16 protein-coding genes and 5 pseudogenes are annotated in these 19,755 nt (G+C 61.7%); 12 read left to right on the top strand and 9 right to left on the bottom strand.

Going from position 1 to position 19,755, the window contains the following annotated elements; genetic code table 11:
* The first annotated feature begins 62 nt into the window (after positions 1 to 62).
* Together CSV86_RS17385 and CSV86_RS17380 are read left to right on the top strand one after the other, a co-directional pair.
* The gene (locus CSV86_RS17385) at positions 63 to 662 is read left to right on the top strand and encodes an FMN-dependent NADH-azoreductase (RefSeq protein WP_009405166.1); all 600 of its coding nucleotides are present in this window, start codon (positions 63 to 65) and stop codon (positions 660 to 662) included.
* Positions 663 to 930: 268 nt separating this feature from the next.
* Complete coding sequence (locus CSV86_RS17380) at positions 931 to 1,809, top strand: carboxylate/amino acid/amine transporter (RefSeq protein ID WP_009405164.1); 879 nt, start codon at positions 931 to 933, stop codon at positions 1,807 to 1,809.
* A 212-nt stretch (positions 1,810 to 2,021) separates the two neighbouring features.
* Here the strand turns inward: CSV86_RS17380 and CSV86_RS17375 are convergent, their stop codons facing one another.
* Positions 2,022 to 2,297, bottom strand: a complete 276-nt coding sequence (locus CSV86_RS17375) for a hypothetical protein (RefSeq protein WP_037061790.1) — start codon at positions 2,295 to 2,297, stop codon at positions 2,022 to 2,024.
* Positions 2,284 to 3,084: a hypothetical protein gene (locus tag CSV86_RS17370; RefSeq protein WP_009405162.1), complete on the bottom strand. Its 801-nt coding sequence runs from the start codon at positions 3,082 to 3,084 to the stop codon at positions 2,284 to 2,286. The genes CSV86_RS17375 and CSV86_RS17370 overlap by 14 nt, the downstream gene beginning before the upstream one ends.
* A gap of 221 nt (positions 3,085 to 3,305) precedes the next feature.
* On the opposite strand from CSV86_RS17370, the pseudogene CSV86_RS32040 reads away from it, so the two are divergent.
* Positions 3,306 to 3,626: pseudogene (locus CSV86_RS32040) on the top strand (hypothetical protein); the annotation flags it as partial.
* A 53-nt stretch (positions 3,627 to 3,679) separates the two neighbouring features.
* Here the strand turns inward: CSV86_RS32040 and CSV86_RS17365 are convergent.
* Entirely contained in the window at positions 3,680 to 4,957 is a 1,278-nt protein-coding gene (locus CSV86_RS17365; protein ID WP_009405161.1) for a hypothetical protein, read from the bottom strand.
* A 43-nt stretch (positions 4,958 to 5,000) separates the two neighbouring features.
* Positions 5,001 to 6,295: pseudogene (locus CSV86_RS17360) on the bottom strand (mechanosensitive ion channel family protein).
* A gap of 128 nt (positions 6,296 to 6,423) precedes the next feature.
* Between CSV86_RS17360 and CSV86_RS17355 the strand changes: the two are divergent.
* Positions 6,424 to 7,761, top strand: a complete 1,338-nt coding sequence (locus CSV86_RS17355) for a DEAD/DEAH box helicase (protein WP_037061786.1) — start codon at positions 6,424 to 6,426, stop codon at positions 7,759 to 7,761.
* Positions 7,762 to 7,855: 94 nt separating this feature from the next.
* Here the strand turns inward: CSV86_RS17355 and CSV86_RS17350 are convergent, their stop codons facing one another.
* Positions 7,856 to 8,125 carry a hypothetical protein gene (locus CSV86_RS17350; protein WP_009405155.1) on the bottom strand — a complete coding sequence of 90 codons (270 nt, stop codon included), beginning with the start codon at positions 8,123 to 8,125 and terminating at the stop codon, positions 7,856 to 7,858.
* Between the two features lie 118 nt (positions 8,126 to 8,243).
* On the opposite strand from CSV86_RS17350, the pseudogene CSV86_RS17345 reads away from it, so the two are divergent.
* Positions 8,244 to 8,638, top strand: a pseudogene (locus CSV86_RS17345) (transcriptional regulator).
* 109 nt (positions 8,639 to 8,747) lie between these two features.
* Entirely contained in the window at positions 8,748 to 9,680 is a 933-nt protein-coding gene (locus CSV86_RS17340) for a DMT family transporter (protein WP_009405151.1), read from the top strand.
* On the opposite strand, the gene CSV86_RS17335 is transcribed toward CSV86_RS17340, so the two are convergent.
* The gene (locus CSV86_RS17335; protein WP_009405149.1) at positions 9,625 to 10,806 is read right to left on the bottom strand and encodes an MFS transporter; all 1,182 of its coding nucleotides are present in this window, start codon (positions 10,804 to 10,806) and stop codon (positions 9,625 to 9,627) included. The two genes, CSV86_RS17340 and CSV86_RS17335, sit on opposite strands and share 56 nt — an antisense overlap.
* Positions 10,807 to 10,915: 109 nt before the next feature.
* Between CSV86_RS17335 and ptrR the strand changes: the two genes are divergently transcribed.
* The gene (gene ptrR, locus CSV86_RS17330) at positions 10,916 to 11,809 is read left to right on the top strand and encodes a putrescine utilization regulator PtrR (protein WP_009405148.1); all 894 of its coding nucleotides are present in this window, start codon (positions 10,916 to 10,918) and stop codon (positions 11,807 to 11,809) included.
* Between the two features lie 112 nt (positions 11,810 to 11,921).
* The gene (locus CSV86_RS32785; RefSeq protein ID WP_256721154.1) at positions 11,922 to 12,044 is read left to right on the top strand and encodes a PA1414 family protein; all 123 of its coding nucleotides are present in this window, start codon (positions 11,922 to 11,924) and stop codon (positions 12,042 to 12,044) included.
* A 203-nt stretch (positions 12,045 to 12,247) separates the two neighbouring features.
* Here CSV86_RS32785 and CSV86_RS17325 read toward each other — a convergent pair whose 3' ends face one another.
* Together CSV86_RS17325 and speB are read right to left on the bottom strand one after the other, a co-directional pair.
* Complete coding sequence (locus tag CSV86_RS17325; protein WP_009405146.1) at positions 12,248 to 13,627, bottom strand: sodium:solute symporter family protein; 1,380 nt, start codon at positions 13,625 to 13,627, stop codon at positions 12,248 to 12,250.
* A gap of 146 nt (positions 13,628 to 13,773) precedes the next feature.
* Positions 13,774 to 14,724: an agmatinase gene (gene speB / locus CSV86_RS17320; RefSeq protein ID WP_009405145.1), complete on the bottom strand. Its 951-nt coding sequence runs from the start codon at positions 14,722 to 14,724 to the stop codon at positions 13,774 to 13,776.
* A gap of 232 nt (positions 14,725 to 14,956) precedes the next feature.
* Between speB and CSV86_RS17315 the strand changes: the two genes are divergently transcribed.
* The 4 genes and pseudogenes from CSV86_RS17315 to CSV86_RS17305 all read left to right on the top strand — a co-directional run bounded on the left by CSV86_RS17315 (position 14,957) and on the right by CSV86_RS17305 (position 18,230).
* Positions 14,957 to 15,850 carry a LysR family transcriptional regulator gene (locus CSV86_RS17315; protein ID WP_009405144.1) on the top strand — a complete coding sequence of 298 codons (894 nt, stop codon included), beginning with the start codon at positions 14,957 to 14,959 and terminating at the stop codon, positions 15,848 to 15,850.
* 139 nt (positions 15,851 to 15,989) lie between these two features.
* Positions 15,990 to 16,271, top strand: a pseudogene (locus tag CSV86_RS33465) (PAS domain-containing protein); the annotation flags it as partial.
* 255 nt (positions 16,272 to 16,526) lie between these two features.
* Entirely contained in the window at positions 16,527 to 17,555 is a 1,029-nt protein-coding gene (locus CSV86_RS17310; protein WP_376699768.1) for a methyl-accepting chemotaxis protein, read from the top strand.
* A 76-nt stretch (positions 17,556 to 17,631) separates the two neighbouring features.
* A pseudogene (locus CSV86_RS17305) lies at positions 17,632 to 18,230 on the top strand (tRNA-uridine aminocarboxypropyltransferase).
* Positions 18,231 to 18,327: 97 nt separating this feature from the next.
* Here CSV86_RS17305 and CSV86_RS17300 read toward each other — a convergent pair.
* Positions 18,328 to 19,674: an HlyD family type I secretion periplasmic adaptor subunit gene (locus CSV86_RS17300; RefSeq protein WP_009405141.1), complete on the bottom strand. Its 1,347-nt coding sequence runs from the start codon at positions 19,672 to 19,674 to the stop codon at positions 18,328 to 18,330.
* Positions 19,675 to 19,755: the final 81 nt, after the last annotated feature.

The raw sequence follows: 19,755 nt of genomic DNA, 5'->3' as shown, positions 1-19,755 counted from the left end.
TAGGTCAACCATTAATCTTGCCTCCATCGACTTAGCGACCTTGCCGATGGAGGCAAAATTCAATGTCCCGCGTACTGATCATCGAAAGCAGCGCCCGCCAGCAGGATTCGATCTCCCGTCAACTGACCCGTGATTTCGTTGCCCAGTGGCAGGCCGCCAACCCCGCCGACAGCATCACCCTGCGCGACCTGGCGCAAAATCCGGTGCCACACCTGGACGCCAACCTGCTCGGTGGCTGGATGAAACCGCAGGAACAGCGCAGCGCCGAGGAACTCCAGGCCCTGGCCCGTTCCAACGAACTCACCGATGAGGTGCTGGCCGCCGATGTGCTGGTGCTGGCCGCCCCGATGTACAACTTCGCCATCCCGAGCACCCTGAAGGCCTGGCTGGACCACGTGCTGCGTGCCGGCGTGACCTTCAAGTACACCGAAACCGGCCCGCAAGGCCTGCTGACCGGCAAGCGCGCCTATGTGCTGACCGCTCGCGGCGGCATCCATGCCGGTGCGTCCAGCGATCACCAGGAACCCTACCTGCGCCAGGTGCTGGCCTTCATCGGCATCCACGACGTGACCTTCATCCATGCCGAAGGCCTGAACATGGGCGGCGACTTCCACGAGAAGGGCCTGAACCAGGCCAAGGCCAAACTGGCCGCGGTCGCCTGAGGCCAAAGAACATTCCCTGACTGACACCCCTTTTTGCTCCTTTGGGTGTGCTGCCCGGTCGAAGCCTTGCGCTCGGCCGGGCTTTTTTATTGCCTCCAAGGTCCTCATCGCTGGCAAGCCAGCTCCCACAGAGTCCGAGTCGCTGCAGGCCCCCTGTGGGAGCTGGCTTGCCAGCGATGAGGCCCTCAAGAGCAATAAAGAATCCCGACAATTGCACTGGGATACCCCAACCCGCTAAGGTCGCCGCCTTGATCCCCGAGAGGCAACCATGGGCTACCTACTGATCGTCGCGCTGATCCAGGCGTATTCCTTCAACCTGATCGGCGAATACCTCGCCGGCCATGTCGACAGCTACTTCGCCGTGCTGGCCAGGGTCGTCCTGGCCCTGCTGATCTTCCTGCCGCTGACCCGCTGGCGCCAGGTCGAGCCGCGCTTCATGCGCGCCATGCTGGTAATCGGTGCCTTGCAGTTCGGCATCACCTACGTCTGCCTCTACCTCAGCTTCCGCGTGCTCACCGTGCCGGAAGTCCTGCTCTTCACCATTCTCACCCCGCTGCACGTGACCCTGATCGAAGACGCGCTCAACCGCCGCTTCAACCCCTGGGCCCTGCTCGCCGCGCTGGTGGCGGTGGCGGGTGCGGCGGTGATCCGCTTCGACAGCATCAACCCGGACTTCTTCATCGGCTTCCTGCTCCTGCAACTGGCCAACTTTACCTATGCTGCCGGCCAGGTCCTGTACAAGCATTTGGTTGCCCGCCACCCCAGCGATCTCCCGCATTACCGGCGTTTCGGCTACTTCTACCTGGGTGCGCTGATCGTCGTGCTGCCGGCTTTCCTCGCCTTCGGCAACGCCCAGCACCTGCCCACCACCGACGTGCAATGGGGCGTGTTGCTGTTCCTCGGGCTGTGTCCGACGGCGCTGGGCCTGTACTGGTGGAACAAGGGCGCCTGCCTGGTCTCGGGCGGCACCCTGGCGGTGATGAACAACCTGCATGTCCCGGTGGGCCTGCTGCTCAATTTGCTGATCTGGAATCAGGACGAGCCACTGGGACGGTTGTTCATCGGCGGGAGCATCATTCTTGCCTCACTGTGGCTCAGTCGCCTCGGCACGCAACGCCCGGCGCTCGCCGGCGAGACCGGCCGATAGGGCATCCAGCCCGGCGAGCAGGTCACTGCCGCTGGGTTGCTGGTACAAGGCCAGGCTGAATTAGCGAGTCGGCACCCGAACCGAAACTTTGACCAAGGGATCTTTGCCATAAGTAAGGAGGCGGCAGGACAGGGTAGTTTCGGAGTTGCGTAGGAAACACCGAAGCACCATGGGCCGCCAACTCCATCCGCCATGTATGTCCTCAACCTCATTTAATCCATCAGGTTCTGGAAGTCTCCCAGATACATTGGTTGCTCGAATCCGCCGAACCGTGGAAGCCACTCTGAATCCAGTTCGGGATCAATGTCAAATCGATAACTGGTTGTTGAGAATACAATCTGCGCGTCATTTTGCGTGGCGATTAATTTTAGGCGTTTAAAGTAAGCGTCAAGGTCTTCTGAGTGGATTTCTTGTTGGCGTGGGGTATCAAAGATCAGTGTACGGAACGGCGAGCTTGGATCGGAAGTGCAGATTTCAAAGGGCAGCATGGAAAGCCAGAACTGTACGGGCTTTCGAACTACCTTTTATTATCCCGATTTTTTCTGTTCCGAGAACTGGCTTGAGGTCTGAGTCGATACGTATATCTCTAGAGATATTCTTTGAATTTAGCGTGTCAAGCCAGTCGGCCATTTTTTCGGCCAGGTTTCGCTTGAACTTAACTACCTCAAAGGATTGCTCTCGCTCTGGGCCTAGTGCTTCCTGTTCGGTCAACGTCTTGTTGCGACGATTTTGTAGTTCAAGATGTGACTGTTCTTGTGCTTGGTATTTCTTGATTTTGGTCTTTTCCAGTTCAAGCTCGAAGATCTCGGACGCAATTTTGCTGATCGCTTCGATAAACATTTCGATGCCAGCTTCCCGCTCCGCTAAGCCTCGCTTTTCCGAGAGGTCAGAGATTTGTCGCTCAATCCAGGATTTTTGTGTGGCAATACTCTCAGCCTGCTGTATGTTTGCAGTGCTGACTGTGTCAAGATCCTTAATTTGGTCGCGTAGGTAAAGTAGGCTCTTCCCATATGAGTCTGCACTCACCAAAAACATTCCGCACGATGGAGTAGTGCAAATTTCGCTGAATGACATGAACGCGCGCCGAGCCTCTTCATTCAAGTCTAGTGTTTCAATTTCGCTTTCAATTTCCTGTCTAATCTGTGCAGAACTTTTGATTTTTGCTTCGAGCGATAGTTGTTGGGTAGTCATGTCCCGGTGTTGGCGTCTCATGTCGGCGATAAGATGATCAAAGCTGTTGATGGTCTCGCTCTTAATATCCTTGGTTGACTTCAATTCATCGAGTCTTGATTTGAGTGCGGAGATCTCTCGATCTATATCAGCCTCGTTTTTCCTGTTCGGAGAAAGGTCCTCCTGTCTTTTCTATTGCCCTGCACTCAGGTTCCAGAGGGACTTCAAGCTTGACCTGGCGGTGCTTGCTTAAGGGGGCGGTACAAAGTGTCAACGCTGAATACGGGTGTTCCCTGGGTGGTCATGTCGATAGCTACCTCGCTGGCGGGACGGCGGTTATCCGCTTCGAAACCATCGATCCGGACTTCGACATCGGCTTCCTGCTCCTGCAACTGGCCAACTTCACCTATGCCGCCTGCCAAGCAGCGACGCGCAGTAGGGCGTGCTGCTGCTCCTCGGCCTGGCGCCGACCGCGCTTGGGTTGTACTGGTGGAATAAGGGCGCCTGCCTGGTTTCCGGCGTCCCCTCGCGTTGATGAACCACCTGCATGTTCCAGTGGGCCATTGGCCAACTTGCTGATCTGAAGTCAGCACGAGTTGTTGGGGCTCCTGGCCCTGGGCGACAGCATCGTCCTGGCCTCATTGTAGGCGAGTCGGTTGGGTAGTGGCCCGGTCCATGCTGTTCAGGGCGTGGCTAGGTGTTAGTACTGAGTCTGGCCCTGACCGCGCTGGATGAAGTGCGTCGCGGGTGAGTATTTGCGGAACTCCGTTCTGAACCGCTCCAGCTCGTGCTGGTCGTGACTGAGCAGAGTATTGATTTCCCTCGTGAGGTATTCGAACGAAAGCCCTTCGCCCAGCCCCAACATTTTGTAGGCCCGTTCGAGTTCAGAAACGAGCTTCATCTGTAAACGGAACATTTCGTTGCTGTTGGACTCCCTAGCATTTTCTTGCTCATGCCGGGGAAGTGATTTGTCGATGTAAAAGAAGTCCGCGTAAAAACGTTCTAGGAGGTGCTGAGCTCTCCACAACGGGCTGTAGTAGCGCTGGTCGAGCAGATACTGGCCGAGAATCAAGTTGTTCGAGAGCACGGCGAGGATGACCTCAATCGAAAACGCCTCGTTTTTCATGTCTTCCGGGGCGACAGCTGGGTGGTCGAACTCTCTCCAGAAAATCGAGGCCATAGTGCCTGCCGTTTCGTCGGCATCGAATTCCATGTGGCGTCTGAGCTCTTCGGCCAGCACCTTATCAAGCTCCTCGGGGGCTTCATGAATTCCTTCCGAATGGTCGAGTTCCGCCTTGAGGTATGAAACATGACCGCAGATGAAATGGGCATACTCGTGGAACACCACGAGCATGCTGGCCTTGATAGCGACCTCCGTGGCGATGGCATGAAGACGCGGGTTGGCGGAAAAGTTGGCGAGATAGCCATCACATTGATCCGTAGGCACTTCCGGTGCCAATTTGCCTTTGCTGCCGTTGATGATTGAGTCCAGATAGCCCGGGGTTGCATGGATACGATGGAGTCGATCAAGGTTCTCCAGCAGCACGCCGATGTTCAGGAAAATCAGGGCCGTGTTCTCTTTTTCATCAAAGGAGAGCCTTACCCAAGCATTGAATCTCGTGGTCGGGACTAGGCACACAGCACATTTCCAAGGGTATAGAGAGTCTCCCTTCCGGCGTTTTTTCGTGCCCACCAGTTTCCCGATCCAGAAACACAATTGAGCCAGGGCCGTGTCGAACACTTCCCGGCCCTTGGCCGACAACTGAAGGCTGTCGAGACTGGCACGATCAAAACTTTCGTTACTGTCCAGTTTCGTCTCGATCATTCGCGCCGCTTCTTTCTTGATGTTCAGGGGTAACTCGCCAATGCAGAAAAGCTTCGCCTTCTCGTCATAGTAGGTATCGAAGGGGTCGGGCAATGTCGCTGTCTCTGTAGGGTCAAAAGCCTTTTTCAACGAATCCAGCAGTTTTTCTAACATATATCTGCCCTGGAAAGTCCTGATCCGGACTGTTTTCAACGATTTACTCGGAGGCAACGGAGTCGGTAGCTGCCTGACGTTGTTCAGTAATTGTCAGCAACCCTGCCCGCAGGTCACTCCCACTAGGCTGCTGGTACAAGGCCAGGCCGAATTCCGGCAACACCGCCAGCAGATAATCGAAGATATCCCCTGAATCCGCTCGTACTCGGCCCACACCGTGGTGCGGGTAAAGCAGTAGATTTCCAGCGGCACGCCCTCGGCGGTGGTCTGCATCTGCCGGACCATGCAGGTCATGCCTTGCTGCACGTCGGGATGGTTCTTCAGGTAGGCGAGGGCAAAGGCGCGGAAGGTGCCGATGTTGGTGAGCTGGCGGCGGTTGGCTGCGAGTTCCGCGACCTGGCCCTGGGATTCGTTCCAGCGGTGCAGCTCGTTGCGCTTTTGCGCCAGGTAGTCCTTGAGCAGGCGCACGTCGCCCAGGCGATGCTGTTCCTCGGCAGTCAGGAAGCGCACCCCGCCGGCATCGATGAACAGGCTGCGCTTGATCCGGCGCCCGCCGGATTGCTGCATGCCGCGCCAGTTGCGGAAGGACTCGCTCATCAGGCGCCAAGTGGGGATGGAGACGATGGTCTTGTCGAAGTTCTGCACCTTCACCGTATGCAGGGTGATATCCACCACATCGCCGTCGGCGCCGACCTGGGGCATCTCGATCCAGTCGCCGACCCGCAGCATGTCGTTGCTGGTCAGTTGCACGCTGGCGACGAAGGACAGCAGGGTGTCCTTGTACACCAGCAGGATCACCGCCGACATCGCACCGAGACCGGACAGCAGCAACAGTGGCGAGCGGTCGATCAGGGTGGCGACGATGACGATCGCGCCGAACACGTACAGGACCATCTTCGCCAGTTGCACATAGCCCTTGATCGAGCGGGTGCGCGCGTGTTCGGTGCGGGCATAGATGTCCAGCAGCGCGTCGAGCAGGGCGGCGACGGCGAACAGCAGGAACAGGATGGTGAAGGCCAGCGCGACGTTGCCGAGGAAGTGCTGGCTGGTGGCGCTCAGCCCGGGCACCAGCTTGAGGCCGAACTGCACCACCAGCGACGGGGTGATCTGCGCCAGGCGGTGGAACACCTTGTTGTGCAGCAGGTCCTTGAGCCAGTGCAGTGCCGGTTGTCGGCTGAGCAGCTTGACCGCATGGAGGATGACGAAGCGTGCCAAACGGCCCAGCAGCAGGGCGACGATGAGCAGCGTCGTCAGGCCGAGACCGGCGTGCAGCAAGGGGTGCTGGTCGAGGGTGCCCCAGAGGTCGAGGGCGTCTTGCCAGAATTGTTGGATAGCCATGGAGGACGGAAAATCTCGCGAACGGGAAAAACAGGCCGTCCATTAGAGCCGCGCAGGCACCCTCGGGGCAAAAAGAAATTCGGCTCCGGCGGTGGAAAACGTTACCCTATGTGGCTGAATTTCTGCACATGCCCGAGGTTACATCCGTGTTCTCCGATTTCGCCCTGCACGAACGCCTGCTCAAAGCCGTCGCCGCACTCAACTTTGTCGAGCCGACGCCGGTGCAGGCCGCGGCCATTCCCCTGGCCCTGCAAGGACGTGACCTGCGGGTGACGGCGAAAACCGGGAGCGGCAAGACCGCGGCCTTCGTCCTGCCGGTGCTCAACCGCCTGGTCGACCTGAACCAGAAGCGTGTCGAAATCCGCGCCCTGATCCTGCTGCCGACCCGCGAGCTGGCGCAGCAGACCCTCAAGGAGATCGAGCGTTTCGCCCAGTTCACCTTCATCAAGTCGGGGATCATCACCGGCGGCGAGGACTTCAAGGAACAGGCGGCGATGCTGCGCAAGGTCCCGGATATCCTGGTCGGCACTCCGGGGCGCATGCTGGAGCACCTGAACGCCGGCAACCTCGACCTGGAGCATGTGCAGGTGGTGGTTCTCGACGAAGCCGACCGCATGCTCGACATGGGCTTCGCCGAGGACGTCGAACGTCTCTGCGGCCTGTGCCCGAACCGTGCCCAGACCCTGCTGTTCTCCGCCACCACGGGCGGCGCCGGCCTGCGCGACATGATCGGCAAGGTGCTCAAGGACCCCGAGCACCTGATGCTCAACGCCGTCAGCCAGCTCAACGAAACCACCCGCCAGCAGATCATCACGGCCGACCACAACCAGCACAAGGAGCAGATCGCCCAGTGGCTGCTGGCCAACGAAACCTATGAAAAGGCGATCATCTTCACCAACACCCGGGTCATGGCCGACCGCATCTACGGCCACTTGGTGGCCAAGGACGTGAAGGCTTTCGTCCTGCACGGCGACAAGGACCAGAAAGACCGCAAGCTGGCCATCGAACGCTTCAAGACCGGCAATGCGAAAGTGCTGGTGGCCACCGACGTGGCGGCCCGTGGCCTGGATGTCGACGGCCTGGACCTGGTGATCAACTTCGACATGCCGCGCAGTGGCGACGAGTACGTGCACCGTATCGGCCGTACTGGCCGCGCGGGCGCCGATGGCCTGGCGGTTTCGCTGATCTGCCATGGCGACTGGAACCTGATGTCGAGCATCGAGCGCTACCTGAAGCAGAGCTTCGAGCGCCGGGTGATCAAGGAAGTCAAGGGCACCTACAGCGGGCCGAAGAAGGTCAAGGCCTCGGGCAAGGCGGCAGGGGCGAAAAAGAAAAAGACCGACAAGAAGGGTGACAAGAAGGCCGTGGCCAAGCGCAAGCCTACCGCCAAGCCGCGTCCGAATGCGCCGCTAGCCAGTTCCGATGGCTTGGCGCCGCTGAAGAAGCGCGCTCCGGCAGCCGAGTAATCTGTTGCCCTTGAGGGCCCTATCGCTGGCAAGCCAGCTCCCACACTGTGGGAGCTGGCTTGCCAGCGATAGGGCCCTCAAATCCACTGCAAGATCAGGTCTTTTTCTCGGCCTCGCGCAACTCCTGCAACCGCTTGTCGATCAACTGGCACTTGTCCGGCAGATCCTTCGACTCGGTTCCCAGCTTCATCCCCCGCAATTCCTCATTGATCTCCTTGGCCTTCTGCGGATTCTGCTCGGTCAGCCGGGTCACTTCCTTGGCCAGTTCCTCACGTTTCTCCGTTGCCTCCTCCAGCGTGCAGGCCCAGCCTGGCAGGGCGAATAGCAGGCTGGCGGTGGCGGTGAGTGTCATCAGGGTTTTCATGGTCGAGCCTCCTTGTTCAGGTTCCCGGTTGAGGCCGGTGCCGTCTGGAAAGTTCAGTCGAACCGCGGCGAACCGGGTCGGTCACAACCTTGACTGTCACCATGCGAGGCCTTTTGCCATGAGCACTGTGTATGACTGGGACCTGATCGAACGCCTGCTCCACGAAGTGCAGAACAGCGCCGACCAGCATTTCACCCCGCGCCCTTACGCCGAACAGCACGCCGCGCAACTGGCGGCGGCCGGCGAGCCGGTGCCGGACGTCGATCACCTGAAAACCCGCGCCTGCGACTACGAACGCCTGCTGCTGGAACGTGGCTATATCGCCGATCGCCCGGAAAGCGAGGGCGGCAACGGCGAGAACTACGTGCTGACCGAGCGCGGCTCGCGCCTGCTGAGCCTGATCGACAGCAGCATCCCGGTAACGACCATCCGCGCCAGGTGCTTAACGAACAGGCGGACGCCCTGGATGAGGCCACGTTCGAAGAGGTCGCGTCGAAAGCGCAGATCGCCTGAAAATGGTGCAGACATATCTGGTAATGGCTGGCGAGCCTCACTGATAATTGGCGCCAATTCTTCGCTGCCAAGAGGTGGTCATGCCGTTGCCAGAGTCCGGGGGTGAGCGATGAGCGATGCCCGCCGCAACCCCGATGCCTTCGCCTTCCAGGTCATGCTGGGCTTGTGCCTGATCTGGGGTATCCAGCAGGTCGTAGTGAAAATGGCTGCCGCCGACATCGCACCGGTGATGCAGGCGGCAACCCGTTCCGGTATTTCTGCATTGCTGGTCGGCCTACTGATGTGCTGGCGCGGCGGCTGGGAGCAGCTCGGTACGACCTGGAAGGCCGGATTGCTGGCCGGCGCGTTGTTCGGCCTGGAGTTCCTGTTCATCGCCGAAGGCTTGCTGCTGACCTCGGCGGCGCATATGTCGGTATTCCTTTATACCGCCCCGGTATTCACCGCCCTCGGCCTGCATTTCAGCCTGCCCAGCGAACGCCTGCGGCCCTTGCAGTGGCTGGGCATCCTGCTGTCGTTCTGCGGGATCGCCGTGGCGTTCGCCGGTGGCCTGTCGTTGCAGGACCTCAATGGTCCGATGCTGCTGGGCGATGCCTTTGGCGTGCTGGCCGGCGCAGCCTGGGGCGCTACCACCGTGGTGGTGCGTTGCTCGCGGCTGTCGGAAGCGCCGGCGACCCTGACCCTGTTCTACCAGTTGGCAGTGGGCTTCGTCGGCCTGCTGTTGATTGCGGCGTTCAGCGGCAAGATTACCCATGTGGCCCTGACCCCCATCGCCATCGGCAGCGTCCTGTTCCAGGCCCTGGTGGTGTCGTTCTTCAGCTACTTGACCTGGTTCTGGCTGTTGCGCAAATACCTGGCCTCGAACCTGGCGGTGTTTTCCTTCGTCACGCCTATCTTCGGCGTGACGTTCGGTGTGCTGCTGCTCGACGAACCCTTGAGCGCCAACTTCGTTCTCGGCGCTATGTGCGTGCTGCTGGGCATTGTCCTGGTCAGCGCCGAGCAGTGGGTGCGCAGGCGGTTGCGCACGCTGCTGGGACAACGGTAGGGCGCAAGGTCAGCAGGCCGGCCACGAGTAAGCCGCTGCCGGCCGCCAGCAGTGCCGGTTGCAGGCTGCCGGCAAGCTGGTTGCTCAGCGCCGCCAGCAACGGCCCGCCCAACTGGCCGAGGGCGAAGCAGGCGGTCAGCAAGCCGGCATTGCGCTGGGTGGCGTGCGGTGCCAGTTCCCGCGAACGTTGCATCACCAATTGCATGCAGGCCAGGAATGGCGTGCCGCAGAGGATCACACCCAGGGCCAGGCCCAGGCCATCACCCATCAGGCAGGCGAATACGCCGGCGGCCTGCAGCCACAGGGTCAGCATCAGCCAGCGCGGTGTGCCGTTGGTCGTCGGGCGACGCAGGCTCAGCAGCATCACGCCAACGGCTGCTGCGAGACCGAAGCCGGGCCAGAACAGGTCGGCCATCCACTGCCCATGAAACCGCGCGTTGGCCATCTGCGACATGAAGGTGGCCGGGATAATGTAGCCGATGCCGTACAGACCGTAGATCAGGCCCAGGCGGGCGATGCCCCGGGTGGGATGGACGGTCAGGCCGCTGGCAGGTTGCAACGGGGTGTCCTCGGGTTGCGGCAGCATCGGCCGCACCGCCAGCAGCATGACCAGTGCAGCGCCGGCGTAGATCAGCCAAAGCGGTGCCGAGCCCAAACCAAACAGGTTGGACACCAGCGCCAGCAGGCCGGTGAGCATGATCCCCAGGCCTGGCCCGGCGAATACCAGCGCGCCGAGTCGCGGCAGATTGCTGCGTGCCGCAAGGGGCTGGCTGAGGCTGGTGATCATCACCAGCACCCAGGCACTGGCCACGCCGGTGCCAAAGCGCAGCAGGGCATGGACGATGAAACCATCGGCCTCGAACGACACCAGGGTCAGCATCACGCATAACCACAGGCCAAGGTTAAGGCGCAGGCGTACCTGGTCTGGACGCCGGGCGAACATCGCGTCCAGCGCACCCAGCAGATAACCGAGGTAATTGGCGGCGGCCACCAGCCCGGCGGTGGTCAGGCTCAACTGGCCTTCGCTCACCAGGTGCGGCAGTTGCGGAGTAAGTGCGAAACGGCCAATGCCCATGGCCATCATCAAGGCCACGAAGCTGGCGATCAAACGCAGGGTTGGCGACATGTCCGGTGCTCCTGTCAGAGGAATCGTTCGATGCCGTCAGACTACTGGTGGTTGTCATTCTGAAAAATTGAATAATACTGAGCTACTTGTTCAATTTTGGAGAATCGGTGTGGAGCTGAGCCAGTTGCGCATTTTCCAGGCTGTCGCCGAGACCGGCTCGGTGACCCGCGCCGCCGAACAGTTGCACCGGGTGCCGTCGAACCTCTCGACGCGCCTGCGCCAGCTTGAAGAGCAGCTTGGCGTCGAGCTGTTTCACCGGGAGCGCCAGCGCTTGCAGCTATCGCCGGCCGGCAAGGTGCTGCTGGATTACGCCGGACGCATGCTGACCCTGCATGACGAGGCCTTGGCTGCGGTGCAGGGTGGCCAGCCGGCGGGGGAGTTCGTGCTGGGCTGCATGTACAGCACGGCGGCGATCCATCTGCCGGACTTGCTCGCGCGTTATCACAAGGCCTATCCGGCAGTGAACCTGCAGGTGCAGACCGCGCCCAGCGGCGAGCTGCTGGAAGGCCTGCTGGCCGGCCGCCTCGACGCCGCGTTGCTGGACGGGCCGCTGTCGCTGTCGGGCCTGGATGGCGTGCCGCTATGCGAGGAAACCCTGGTCCTGCTCACCGAACCCGATCATCCGCCGGTGCGCAGCGCCCGCGACGTGGCCGGGCGGGCAGTGTTCACCTTCCGCAAGGGTTGCTCCTATCGCATGCGCCTGGAGGCCTGGTATGCCCACGATCATGCTGCCATGGGCCGGGCCATGGAAATCGAGTCCTACCCGAGCATGCTGGCATGCGTGGTTGCCGGATCCGGGGTGGCCTTGATGTCGCAATCGATGCTCGACAGCCTGCCGGGCCGGGAGAATGTTGCGGTGCATCGGTTGCAGACGCCTTTCGACCAGGCGACTACCTGGCTGGTCTGGCGTCGCGGCATGCGCGGAGCGAACCTGGATGCCTGGGTGAACCTTCAGGAAGAGAGCCGCCAGGGACCGCCTGTCGGCCAGGCGCTCAGCGCTTGATCCGGATCAGGAAACTGTTGATTTCTTCGAGCGGCTTGTAGGATTTGGGCCTATGATGTGTTTGAAACATCGTAGCCATTGGATTGCCACGATGACCCTCAAGGGGGATTCCATGAAAAACCTGATGATGAACTGGCTCCACGACCTTGCTGTGGCCCTGGGTTTGATCCCGCCGATGCAGCCGGTACCGATTCCTGCCGATGAAGAAAAGCGCAGGCGGCAGCCGCGGCGCTGAGGGAACCTGCTGATTGTGTGTTGAGCCCTCGGGCCCTATCGCTGCGGTGCGGCGGTCCGATAAGCCAGCTCCCACAGGGTACTGCACAAGACTCAAGATCAGTGCGGAACCTGTGGGAGCTGGCTTGCCAGCGATAGGGCACTCAAGTACAAAGAAAAAGGGCCTGCTTGAAGCAGGCCCTTTTCATTTCAAGCTGTTTCAGTTCAAGCCAGTTTGGCCGCATTCACCGCCGGCCGCGACATCAGGCTCACCACCACGAAGCTCACCAGCCCGATCGCCAGGCTGTAGTAGATCGGCGAGTTCGCATCCATGCCGTCCTTGATCATGAACGCCAGGGCGGTGACGAAGCCCAGGCTCATGCTGACGATGGCGCCGCGAGTGGTCGCGCGCTTCCAGTAGATGGCACCGATCAGCGGCACCAGCATGCCACCCACCAGCAGGTTGTAGGCCAGGGTCAGGGCGCTGATCACGTCTTCCACCACCAGGGCGATACCCAGTACGGCGATACCGGTCAGCAGGGTGAACAGGCGGTTCACCGCCAGGCTCGATTGCTTGCCGCCACGCAGCTTCGGCAGCAGGTCTTCGGTCAGTACGGTGGAGGCGGCCAGCAAGCCGGCGCTGGCGGTGGACATCATCGCCGCCAGGGCAGCAGCGATCACCAGGCCACGGATACCATCCGGCAGCGCGGTTTTGACGATAGCGGCAAAGGCGTTGTTGGCGTTGCCCAGGTCCGGCAACAGCACATGGGCTGCCATGCCGATCACCGCGCAGACCAGACCGTAGATCACGCAGTACACGCCTGCGGTGGTGCCGGCGTACTTGGCGACGTTCTCGTCACGGGCGGTGAACACCCGCTGCCAGATGTCCTGGCCGATCAGGATGCCGAAGAAGTAGATCAGGAAGTAGGTGATGATGGTGTCCCAGCCGATGGTGGTCAGGCTGAAGCTGGCTTCCGGCAGCTTGGCTACCAGTTGGTCCCAACCGCCGACGCGGTACAGGCAGATCGGCAGCAGGACGAACATCAGGCCGACGGTCTTGATCACGAACTGGACGATATCGGTCAGGGTCAGCGACCACATGCCACCGATGGTCGAGTACACCACCACCACGCCACCACCGAGCAGGATCGCTGCCCAGAACGGCAGTTCGAACAACACTTGCAGTACGGTGCCGATGGCCAGGGTAGAGGTCACGCCGATCATCAGCGCATAGGCGAGCATGATCACCGCACTGGCCTGGCGCGCCATCGGGTTGTAGCGGCGCTCCAGGACCTGGGTCACGGTAAAGATGCGCAGGCGCAGCAGGGGTTTGGCGAGGAACAGGTTGAGGGCGATGATGCCCAGGCCCAGCGCGGCGCACAGCCAGAAGCCGGAAATGCCATGGACGTAGCCGAGTTTCACGGTGCCGACGGTGGAAGCGCCGCCCAGCACGGTGGCGGCCATGGTGCCCATGTACAGGCTGGGGCCGAGGTTGCGTCCGGCCACCAGGTATTCCTCGTGGGTCCTGGCGCGGCGCATGCCGTACCAGCCCAGCAACAGCATGCCGGCGGCGTATATCAGTACAACGAATATGTCCAGGGCCATGGGGTGTCTCCAGTTATCTTTTTTATGTGAGATCGATCCCGCCTGCGACAAGGCGCGGCGGGTCTTTTCTTCGTAGTCACTTCTTCGTAGCAGCGGGGCCCCTGCTCAAGGGGCCGCCGTCATGGCTCCTGCCGGGTGAAGCTCCGTTAGCGACGGGCTACGCCGGGCAGCACGCAGAGCATTTCGTAGAGCAGGTTGGCACCCAGCAACGAGGTGTTGCCGGTCGTGTCGTAGGGTGGAGAAACCTCCACCAGGTCGCAGCCGATCAGGTCCAGGCCCTGGCAGCCACGGATGATTTCCATGGCCTGGATGGTGGTCAGGCCGCCGATTTCCGGGGTGCCGGTGCCCGGCGCCCAGGCCGGGTCGATACCGTCGATATCGAAGGACAGGTACACCGGACCGCCGCCGACCTTTTCGCGGACTTCCGCCATCAGCGGCTCCAGCGACTTGTGCCAGCACTCTTCGGCCTGGACCACGCGGAAGCCCTGCTTGCGGCTCCAGTTGAAATCCTCGGCGGTGTAGCCCTGGGCGCGCAGGCCGATCTGCACCACGCGCTGGCAATCGAGCAGGCCTTCTTCCACGGCGCGGCGGAAGGTGGTGCCGTGGGCGATCTTCTCGCCGAACATGTGGTCGTTGACGTCGGCGTGGGCATCGATATGCACCAGGCCGATCTTGCCGTGCTTCTTGTGCAGGGCACGCAGGATCGGCAGGGTGATGGTGTGGTCGCCGCCCAGGGTCAGGGGGATCACGTTGTGCTCGACGATCTGGTCGTAGGCTTCTTCGATGATGCGCACGGCGTCGAGCAGGTTGAAGGTGTTGATCGCCACGTCACCGATGTCGGCGACCGACAGCGAGTCGAAGGGCGCCGCACCGGTGGCCATGTTGTACGGACGGATCATCACCGATTCGGCGCGGATCTGCCGCGGGCCGAAGCGGGTGCCGGAGCGCAGGGAGGTGCCGATGTCCAGCGGCACGCCGATGAAGGCGGCGTCCAGGCCGGCAGGGCTTTGCAGGTGCGGAAGGCGGAGCATGGTAGCGATGCCGCCGAAGCGCGGCATTTCGTTGCCGCCCAGTGGTTGGTGAAGAATCTTGTCCACGGTTCGGGCCTCATCGATTCGATTGTTCTAGTTGTTGATATCTGTTCTCGACACCGGTCAGCCAGCCGGAATAGTCCTGGAACAGTTGCTGTGCGGCGCAGTCTGCAAAAGGTAGTGCGGCAGAAGAATCGCTACCGGCAAATACTTAGTTCAGGTTTTTCTGAACTATCGCTGAACTATTCGCCTGGGCGCGGTTAGACTGTGGCGATTTCCGACGTGCGGATACCTCGCCATGGCCTCGAACCTGCCCGACCTGAAGCTGCTGCGCATCTTTGCCAGCGTGGTGCGCCACCAGGGCTTCGCCAACGCCCAGCGCGACCTCAACCTGTCCACCTCGGCGATCAGCACCTACATGAGCCAACTGGAAGGGGCGTTGGGCATAGTGCTTTGCCATCGCGGTCGTGGCGGCTTCAGTCTGACCAGCAAGGGCGAGCTGTTCCATCAGGAGACCCTGCGCCTGCTCGCCGAGCTGGACGGCTTCGAGCAATACGCGGCGGCGCTCAAGGGCGAACTGCGTGGCACGCTCAATCTCGGAGTGATCGATTCGACCGTCGGCGACCGCGCCTTGCCCCTGGCCGAGGCCATCGGCGCCTATAGCCAGGAACACCCGGCGGTGCATCTGCACCTCTCGGTGTCCAGCCCCTACGAGTTGCAACTGGGCGTGCAGGATAACCGCCTGGACCTGGCCATCGGTGCGTTTTCCACGCGAATGAGTGGCCTGGTCTACCAGCCGCTGTATCGCGAGCAGCACTGGCTGTATTGCAGCAACCGTCATCCGCTGTATCACGAGCGACGCATTCCCGAGCAGGTCATCACCCAACAGCGCATGGTCGGACGTGGCTACTGGAGCCAGGCGGAACTGGCCCGGCACGGCTTCAAGCACAGTGCGGCAACCGTAGAAAGCATGGAAGCGCAACTGATTCTGGTTCTTTCCGGCGCTTACATTGGCTATCTACCCGAACACTATGCCCAGGCCTGGGTGGACAAGGGCGACCTGCGGGTGCTTTCTCCGGCGACCTTCGGCTATCAGGCGCCTTTTTCCATGATCATTCGTCGAGGACGCAGCCGAGAACCCTTGATCCAGACCTTCCGCGACCTGCTCCGCGCACAGTTGACGCCCGCGTGATGCGGGCATGGGATCATTAATACTTTGTGTCTAGGGTAAAAAATACTGGCCCATTGCCCACATCCAGTTGAATGCTCTGCTATTCCTTTTCTTGCTGTGATGAATTTCCCATCCATCTCATCAGCAGGGATCGCCCAAGATGCGCAATAACTTGCCCGTCACTGAGCATGAAAGAACCTTTCCGCAGGAACAGCGGCTCATCTCCACCACCGACCTGAACAGCCGGATCACCTACTGCAACGACGCCTTCGTCGCCATCAGCGGCTTCACCCGCGAAGAATTGATCGGCCAGCCCCATAACATCGTGCGCCACCCGGATATGCCGCCAGCAGTGTTCGGCCATATGTGGGAGACGATCAAGGAGGGCAGGCCATGGATGGGCGTGGTCAAGAACCGGGCGAAGAACGGTGATTACTACTGGGTCAGCGCCTATGTCACGGCGATCTACGAAAACGGCCGGATCAGCGGTTATGAGTCGGTGCGCTCGTTGCCGACCCGTGATCAGGTCGGACGGGCCTCGGCGCTGTATGCGCGCTTGCGAGCCGGGCGTTCGCCCACGCCTTTGGCGGCTCGGGTCGGCGATGTGCTGGAGCATGGCTGGCCCTTGCTGCTGGCCGGGCTGGTCTCGGTGGTCGGCTATCTGGCCTTGCCGCAGTACGCGGCCCTTGGGTTGCTGATGGCGAGCCTGCTGGGGGCCTGGTTCCTTCTGGAAAACCGCCAGAACCGCGTCATCCGCCGCACCCTGGCCGAGCATCCGAAGGCGTTCACCAGCCCGCTGGTGGCGCTGACCTACAGCCGTAACCTTGGCCCGCAGGGGCAACTCGACCTGGCGATGATCAGCGAGGAGGCGCGTCTTCAGACGGCGCTGACACGTTTGGTGGATGCCGGCGTCAGTGTGAAGAGCCGGGCTTCGCAGTCGTCGGAACTTTCCGACTCCCAGGCGCAGATGCTCGACCGCCAGCGCAGCGAAACCGACCAGTCGGCCACCGCCGTGGCGCAGATGGCAGCGACCATCCAGGAAGTGACGCATAACGTGCAGAGCACCGCGCATGCAGCCTCCGACGCCGATGAGCTGACCCGCCAGGGCAGCGACCTTGCCCAGCAGAGTCTAAAGGCCATGGGCAGCATGACCGAGGCGGTTCACGAGATTGGTGCGGCGGTCAACGCCCTGGCCGAGCAGACCCAATCCATCGGCAGTGTGGTGGATGTGATCACGTCGATTGCCGAGCAGACCAACCTGCTGGCGCTTAACGCGGCCATCGAGGCGGCGCGGGCCGGTGAGCAGGGCCGCGGCTTTGCCGTGGTGGCCGACGAAGTGCGCTCCCTGGCCCAGCGCACCCGTGCCTCGACCGAGGAAATCCACCAGATCATCGCTTCGCTGCGGGCGGGAGCCGACCGGGCGGTGAGCAGTGCCAGCAAGGGCGAGCAGATCTCCCGCGACAGCGTGCAGAGCGTTGAAGCGGTGCAACAGGCACTGGGCGGAATCCGCGAGGCGGTTAGCCGGATCACCGGCATGAGCCAGCAGATTGCCACGGCGTCCGAGCAGCAGAGCCATGTAGTGGAAGATATCAACCAGCAGATCGTGCGCATCGCCCAGCTGTGCGACCGCAGTGCCGGCCAGGCCCGCCAGGGCGCTGAAATAAGTGTCGAATTGGAGCGCATGGCGGGGTATCTGCACGACCTTGCTGAACGTTTCAACCGCTAGACCTTCGACCGGCCCACACGGATGTGGGTGCTTTCCGGGACTGCTGTGGCAAAATTCACCGCCCCAGGAGAACCCGATGTCCAGAATCCAGTGCGAACGCTGCCTGCGTCCACGAAGCCATTGCCTCTGCCCTTCGATCCCGTCCCTCGACAGCCGTACCCGGGTGGTGCTGTTGCAGCATCCCGATGAAGTGCGTCACGCACTCAATACCGCGCGTCTGGCGGCGCTGGGGTTGCGCAATGCGCAGCTGCGGGTGGGGAGGTGTTCGAAGATCTGGCAGAGCTGATCGCCACGCCGGGGTACCGCCCCGGATTGCTGTTTCCGGGAGATGGCGCCGAGGCGTTGGCCGCTTATTCCGGTGCGGCGGATGAACGGCCGTGGCTGTTGATCGTACCGGACGGAACCTGGCGCAAGGCACGCAAGCTGCTGTACCTCAATCCGTTGCTGCAAGGGTTGCCGCGGGTCACCCTGGCCGAGGTGCAGCCGTCCCGCTACCGCTTGCGCAAGGCGCCGGAGCAAGGGGCGTTGTCGACGGTGGAGGCGGTGGCCCAGGCGCTGAATGTGCTGGAGGGCGCGGGGCGCTTCGATGAGTTGCTGCGGCCGTTCGAGGTGTTGATCGAGGGGCAGATTGCGGCGATGGGCAGGGAGACGTTCGAGCGCAATCATCTGCGCTGATTCTGATGGCCTCATCGCTGGCAAGCCAGCTCCCACAGGGGGTGGGAGCTGGCTTGCCAGCGATGAGGCCATCAGCAACACAGAAGATTCCCAGGCATTACCTTTCCCTCAAGGCTTCGGTCCGTGCCTTAAGCACCGGCTTGAGCAGGTAATCCAGCACACTCTTTTCCCCGGTGATGATATCCACCGTCGCCACCATTCCCGGGATGATCAGCAGCGGCTTGTTGTCGCCGCCCAGGTGGTTCCGGTCGGTGCGTACCTGGATCATGTAGAAGGCATTGCCCTTGTCATCGGTGATGGTGTCGGCGCCTATCAGTTCCAGCTTCGCCGTGAGCCCGCCATAGATGGAGTAGTCGTAGGCACTGAACTTGACCATCGCGCTCTGCCCCGGATGCAGGAACGCCACGTCCTGGGGGCGCACCCGGGCTTCGATCAGCAGGTTGTCTTCCACCGGCACGATTTCCACCATGTCGCTGCCCGGCTGCACGACGCCGCCTATGGTGTTGACCTTGAGCATCTTGATGATGCCGTGGACCGGCGAGACCACAGTTGTGCGGTTGACCCGGTCGTCGATGGCGACGCTGGTGGCGGTGATCTTCGACAGGTCGGTGCGTTTGTCGTTGAGCTCCTTGGCCGCCTCCGAGCGGAAGCTGGCTTCGGTTTCCTCGATCTTGCTCTTGATCTCCGCTACCGCTGCCTCGGCCCGGGGAATCGCCAGGCTGGTGGCATTCAGCGAGCCACGGGCCTCCACCGCGTTGCGCCTGAGGCGCAGGATCTCCACGGGCGAGATGGCGCCGGTCTTCACCAGCGGAGTGGACATGTCCAGTTCCTGCTGCAGCAGGGCCAGCCCGGATCGATACTGCTCGACCTTGGAACGGAACTCGGCGAGCTCCTGGGTCTTCTGTCGCAGCTGTTCGTTGAGGGTCTGCTTCTCGCTGCTCAGCCGGCGCTGGCGTGACTGGTACAGGGCCATCTCGTCCTCGGCCACCTGCGGCGCCTTGCTGCGTACTTCCTCGGAGGCCTGGAAGGGCTTGCCCTCGGCCTCCGCCGCCAGGCGATCGACCTGGGCGGTAAGGGCGTAACGGTCGGCCTCGCTCTCGCCCTTGTTCGAGCGAAAGCGCGTGTCGTCCAGGCGCAGCAGGGTATCGCCCTTGTTCACCATCTGCCCTTCGCGCACAAGGATCTCGGTGACGATGCCGCCTTCGAGGTTCTGGATCACCTGGACCTTGCTCGACGGGATGGCCTTGCCCTCGCCGGTGGTCACTTCGTCGAGCACCGCGAACCTGGCCCAGACCAGCGCTATCAGCAGCAGCGCCGCCGCCAGCCACACGGTAAGCCGGGAGCGGCGTGGCGAGTCCTGCAGGGTGGCCCGGGCCAGGTCCGGCAGGTAATCGTGTTCGGCGGTCTTGTTGAAGCTGTGGAAGTAGCTGCGCAGCGAGGACATGGTGCGTGCCTCTCATCGTAACAACGGTCAGCGCGGACCCTGTGGGAGCTGGCTTGCCAGCGACGGCCATGGTGAATTCAC

Origin of the sequence: Pseudomonas bharatica CSV86, assembly GCF_000319305.2 — a bacterium.
GTDB classification, from domain to species: domain Bacteria; phylum Pseudomonadota; class Gammaproteobacteria; order Pseudomonadales; family Pseudomonadaceae; genus Aquipseudomonas; species Aquipseudomonas bharatica.
The sequence above is the reverse complement of the archived record's forward strand: the minus strand, read 5'-3'. Positions and strand labels throughout refer to the sequence as shown.

Excerpts from the sequence above, each read along its gene's own strand:
- CSV86_RS17350 (WP_009405155.1), bottom strand. The coding sequence starts at position 8,125 with ATGAAAACCCTGATGACACTCACCGCCACCGCCAGCCTGCTATTCGCC.
- CSV86_RS17365 (WP_009405161.1), bottom strand. The coding sequence starts at position 4,957 with ATGTTAGAAAAACTGCTGGATTCGTTGAAAAAGGCTTTTGACCCTACA.
- CSV86_RS17375 (WP_037061790.1), bottom strand. The coding sequence starts at position 2,297 with ATGCTGCCCTTTGAAATCTGCACTTCCGATCCAAGCTCGCCGTTCCGT.
- CSV86_RS17355 (WP_037061786.1), top strand. The coding sequence starts at position 6,424 with ATGCCCGAGGTTACATCCGTGTTCTCCGATTTCGCCCTGCACGAACGC.
- CSV86_RS17335 (WP_009405149.1), bottom strand. The coding sequence starts at position 10,806 with ATGTCGCCAACCCTGCGTTTGATCGCCAGCTTCGTGGCCTTGATGATG.
- CSV86_RS17300 (WP_009405141.1), bottom strand. The coding sequence starts at position 19,674 with ATGTCCTCGCTGCGCAGCTACTTCCACAGCTTCAACAAGACCGCCGAA.
- CSV86_RS32785 (WP_256721154.1), top strand. The coding sequence starts at position 11,922 with ATGAAAAACCTGATGATGAACTGGCTCCACGACCTTGCTGTGGCCCTG.
- CSV86_RS17315 (WP_009405144.1), top strand. The coding sequence starts at position 14,957 with ATGGCCTCGAACCTGCCCGACCTGAAGCTGCTGCGCATCTTTGCCAGC.
- CSV86_RS17385 (WP_009405166.1), top strand. The coding sequence starts at position 63 with ATGTCCCGCGTACTGATCATCGAAAGCAGCGCCCGCCAGCAGGATTCG.
- CSV86_RS17310 (WP_376699768.1), top strand. The coding sequence starts at position 16,527 with ATGGCGAGCCTGCTGGGGGCCTGGTTCCTTCTGGAAAACCGCCAGAAC.
- CSV86_RS17380 (WP_009405164.1), top strand. The coding sequence starts at position 931 with ATGGGCTACCTACTGATCGTCGCGCTGATCCAGGCGTATTCCTTCAAC.
- CSV86_RS17325 (WP_009405146.1), bottom strand. The coding sequence starts at position 13,627 with ATGGCCCTGGACATATTCGTTGTACTGATATACGCCGCCGGCATGCTG.
- CSV86_RS17340 (WP_009405151.1), top strand. The coding sequence starts at position 8,748 with ATGAGCGATGCCCGCCGCAACCCCGATGCCTTCGCCTTCCAGGTCATG.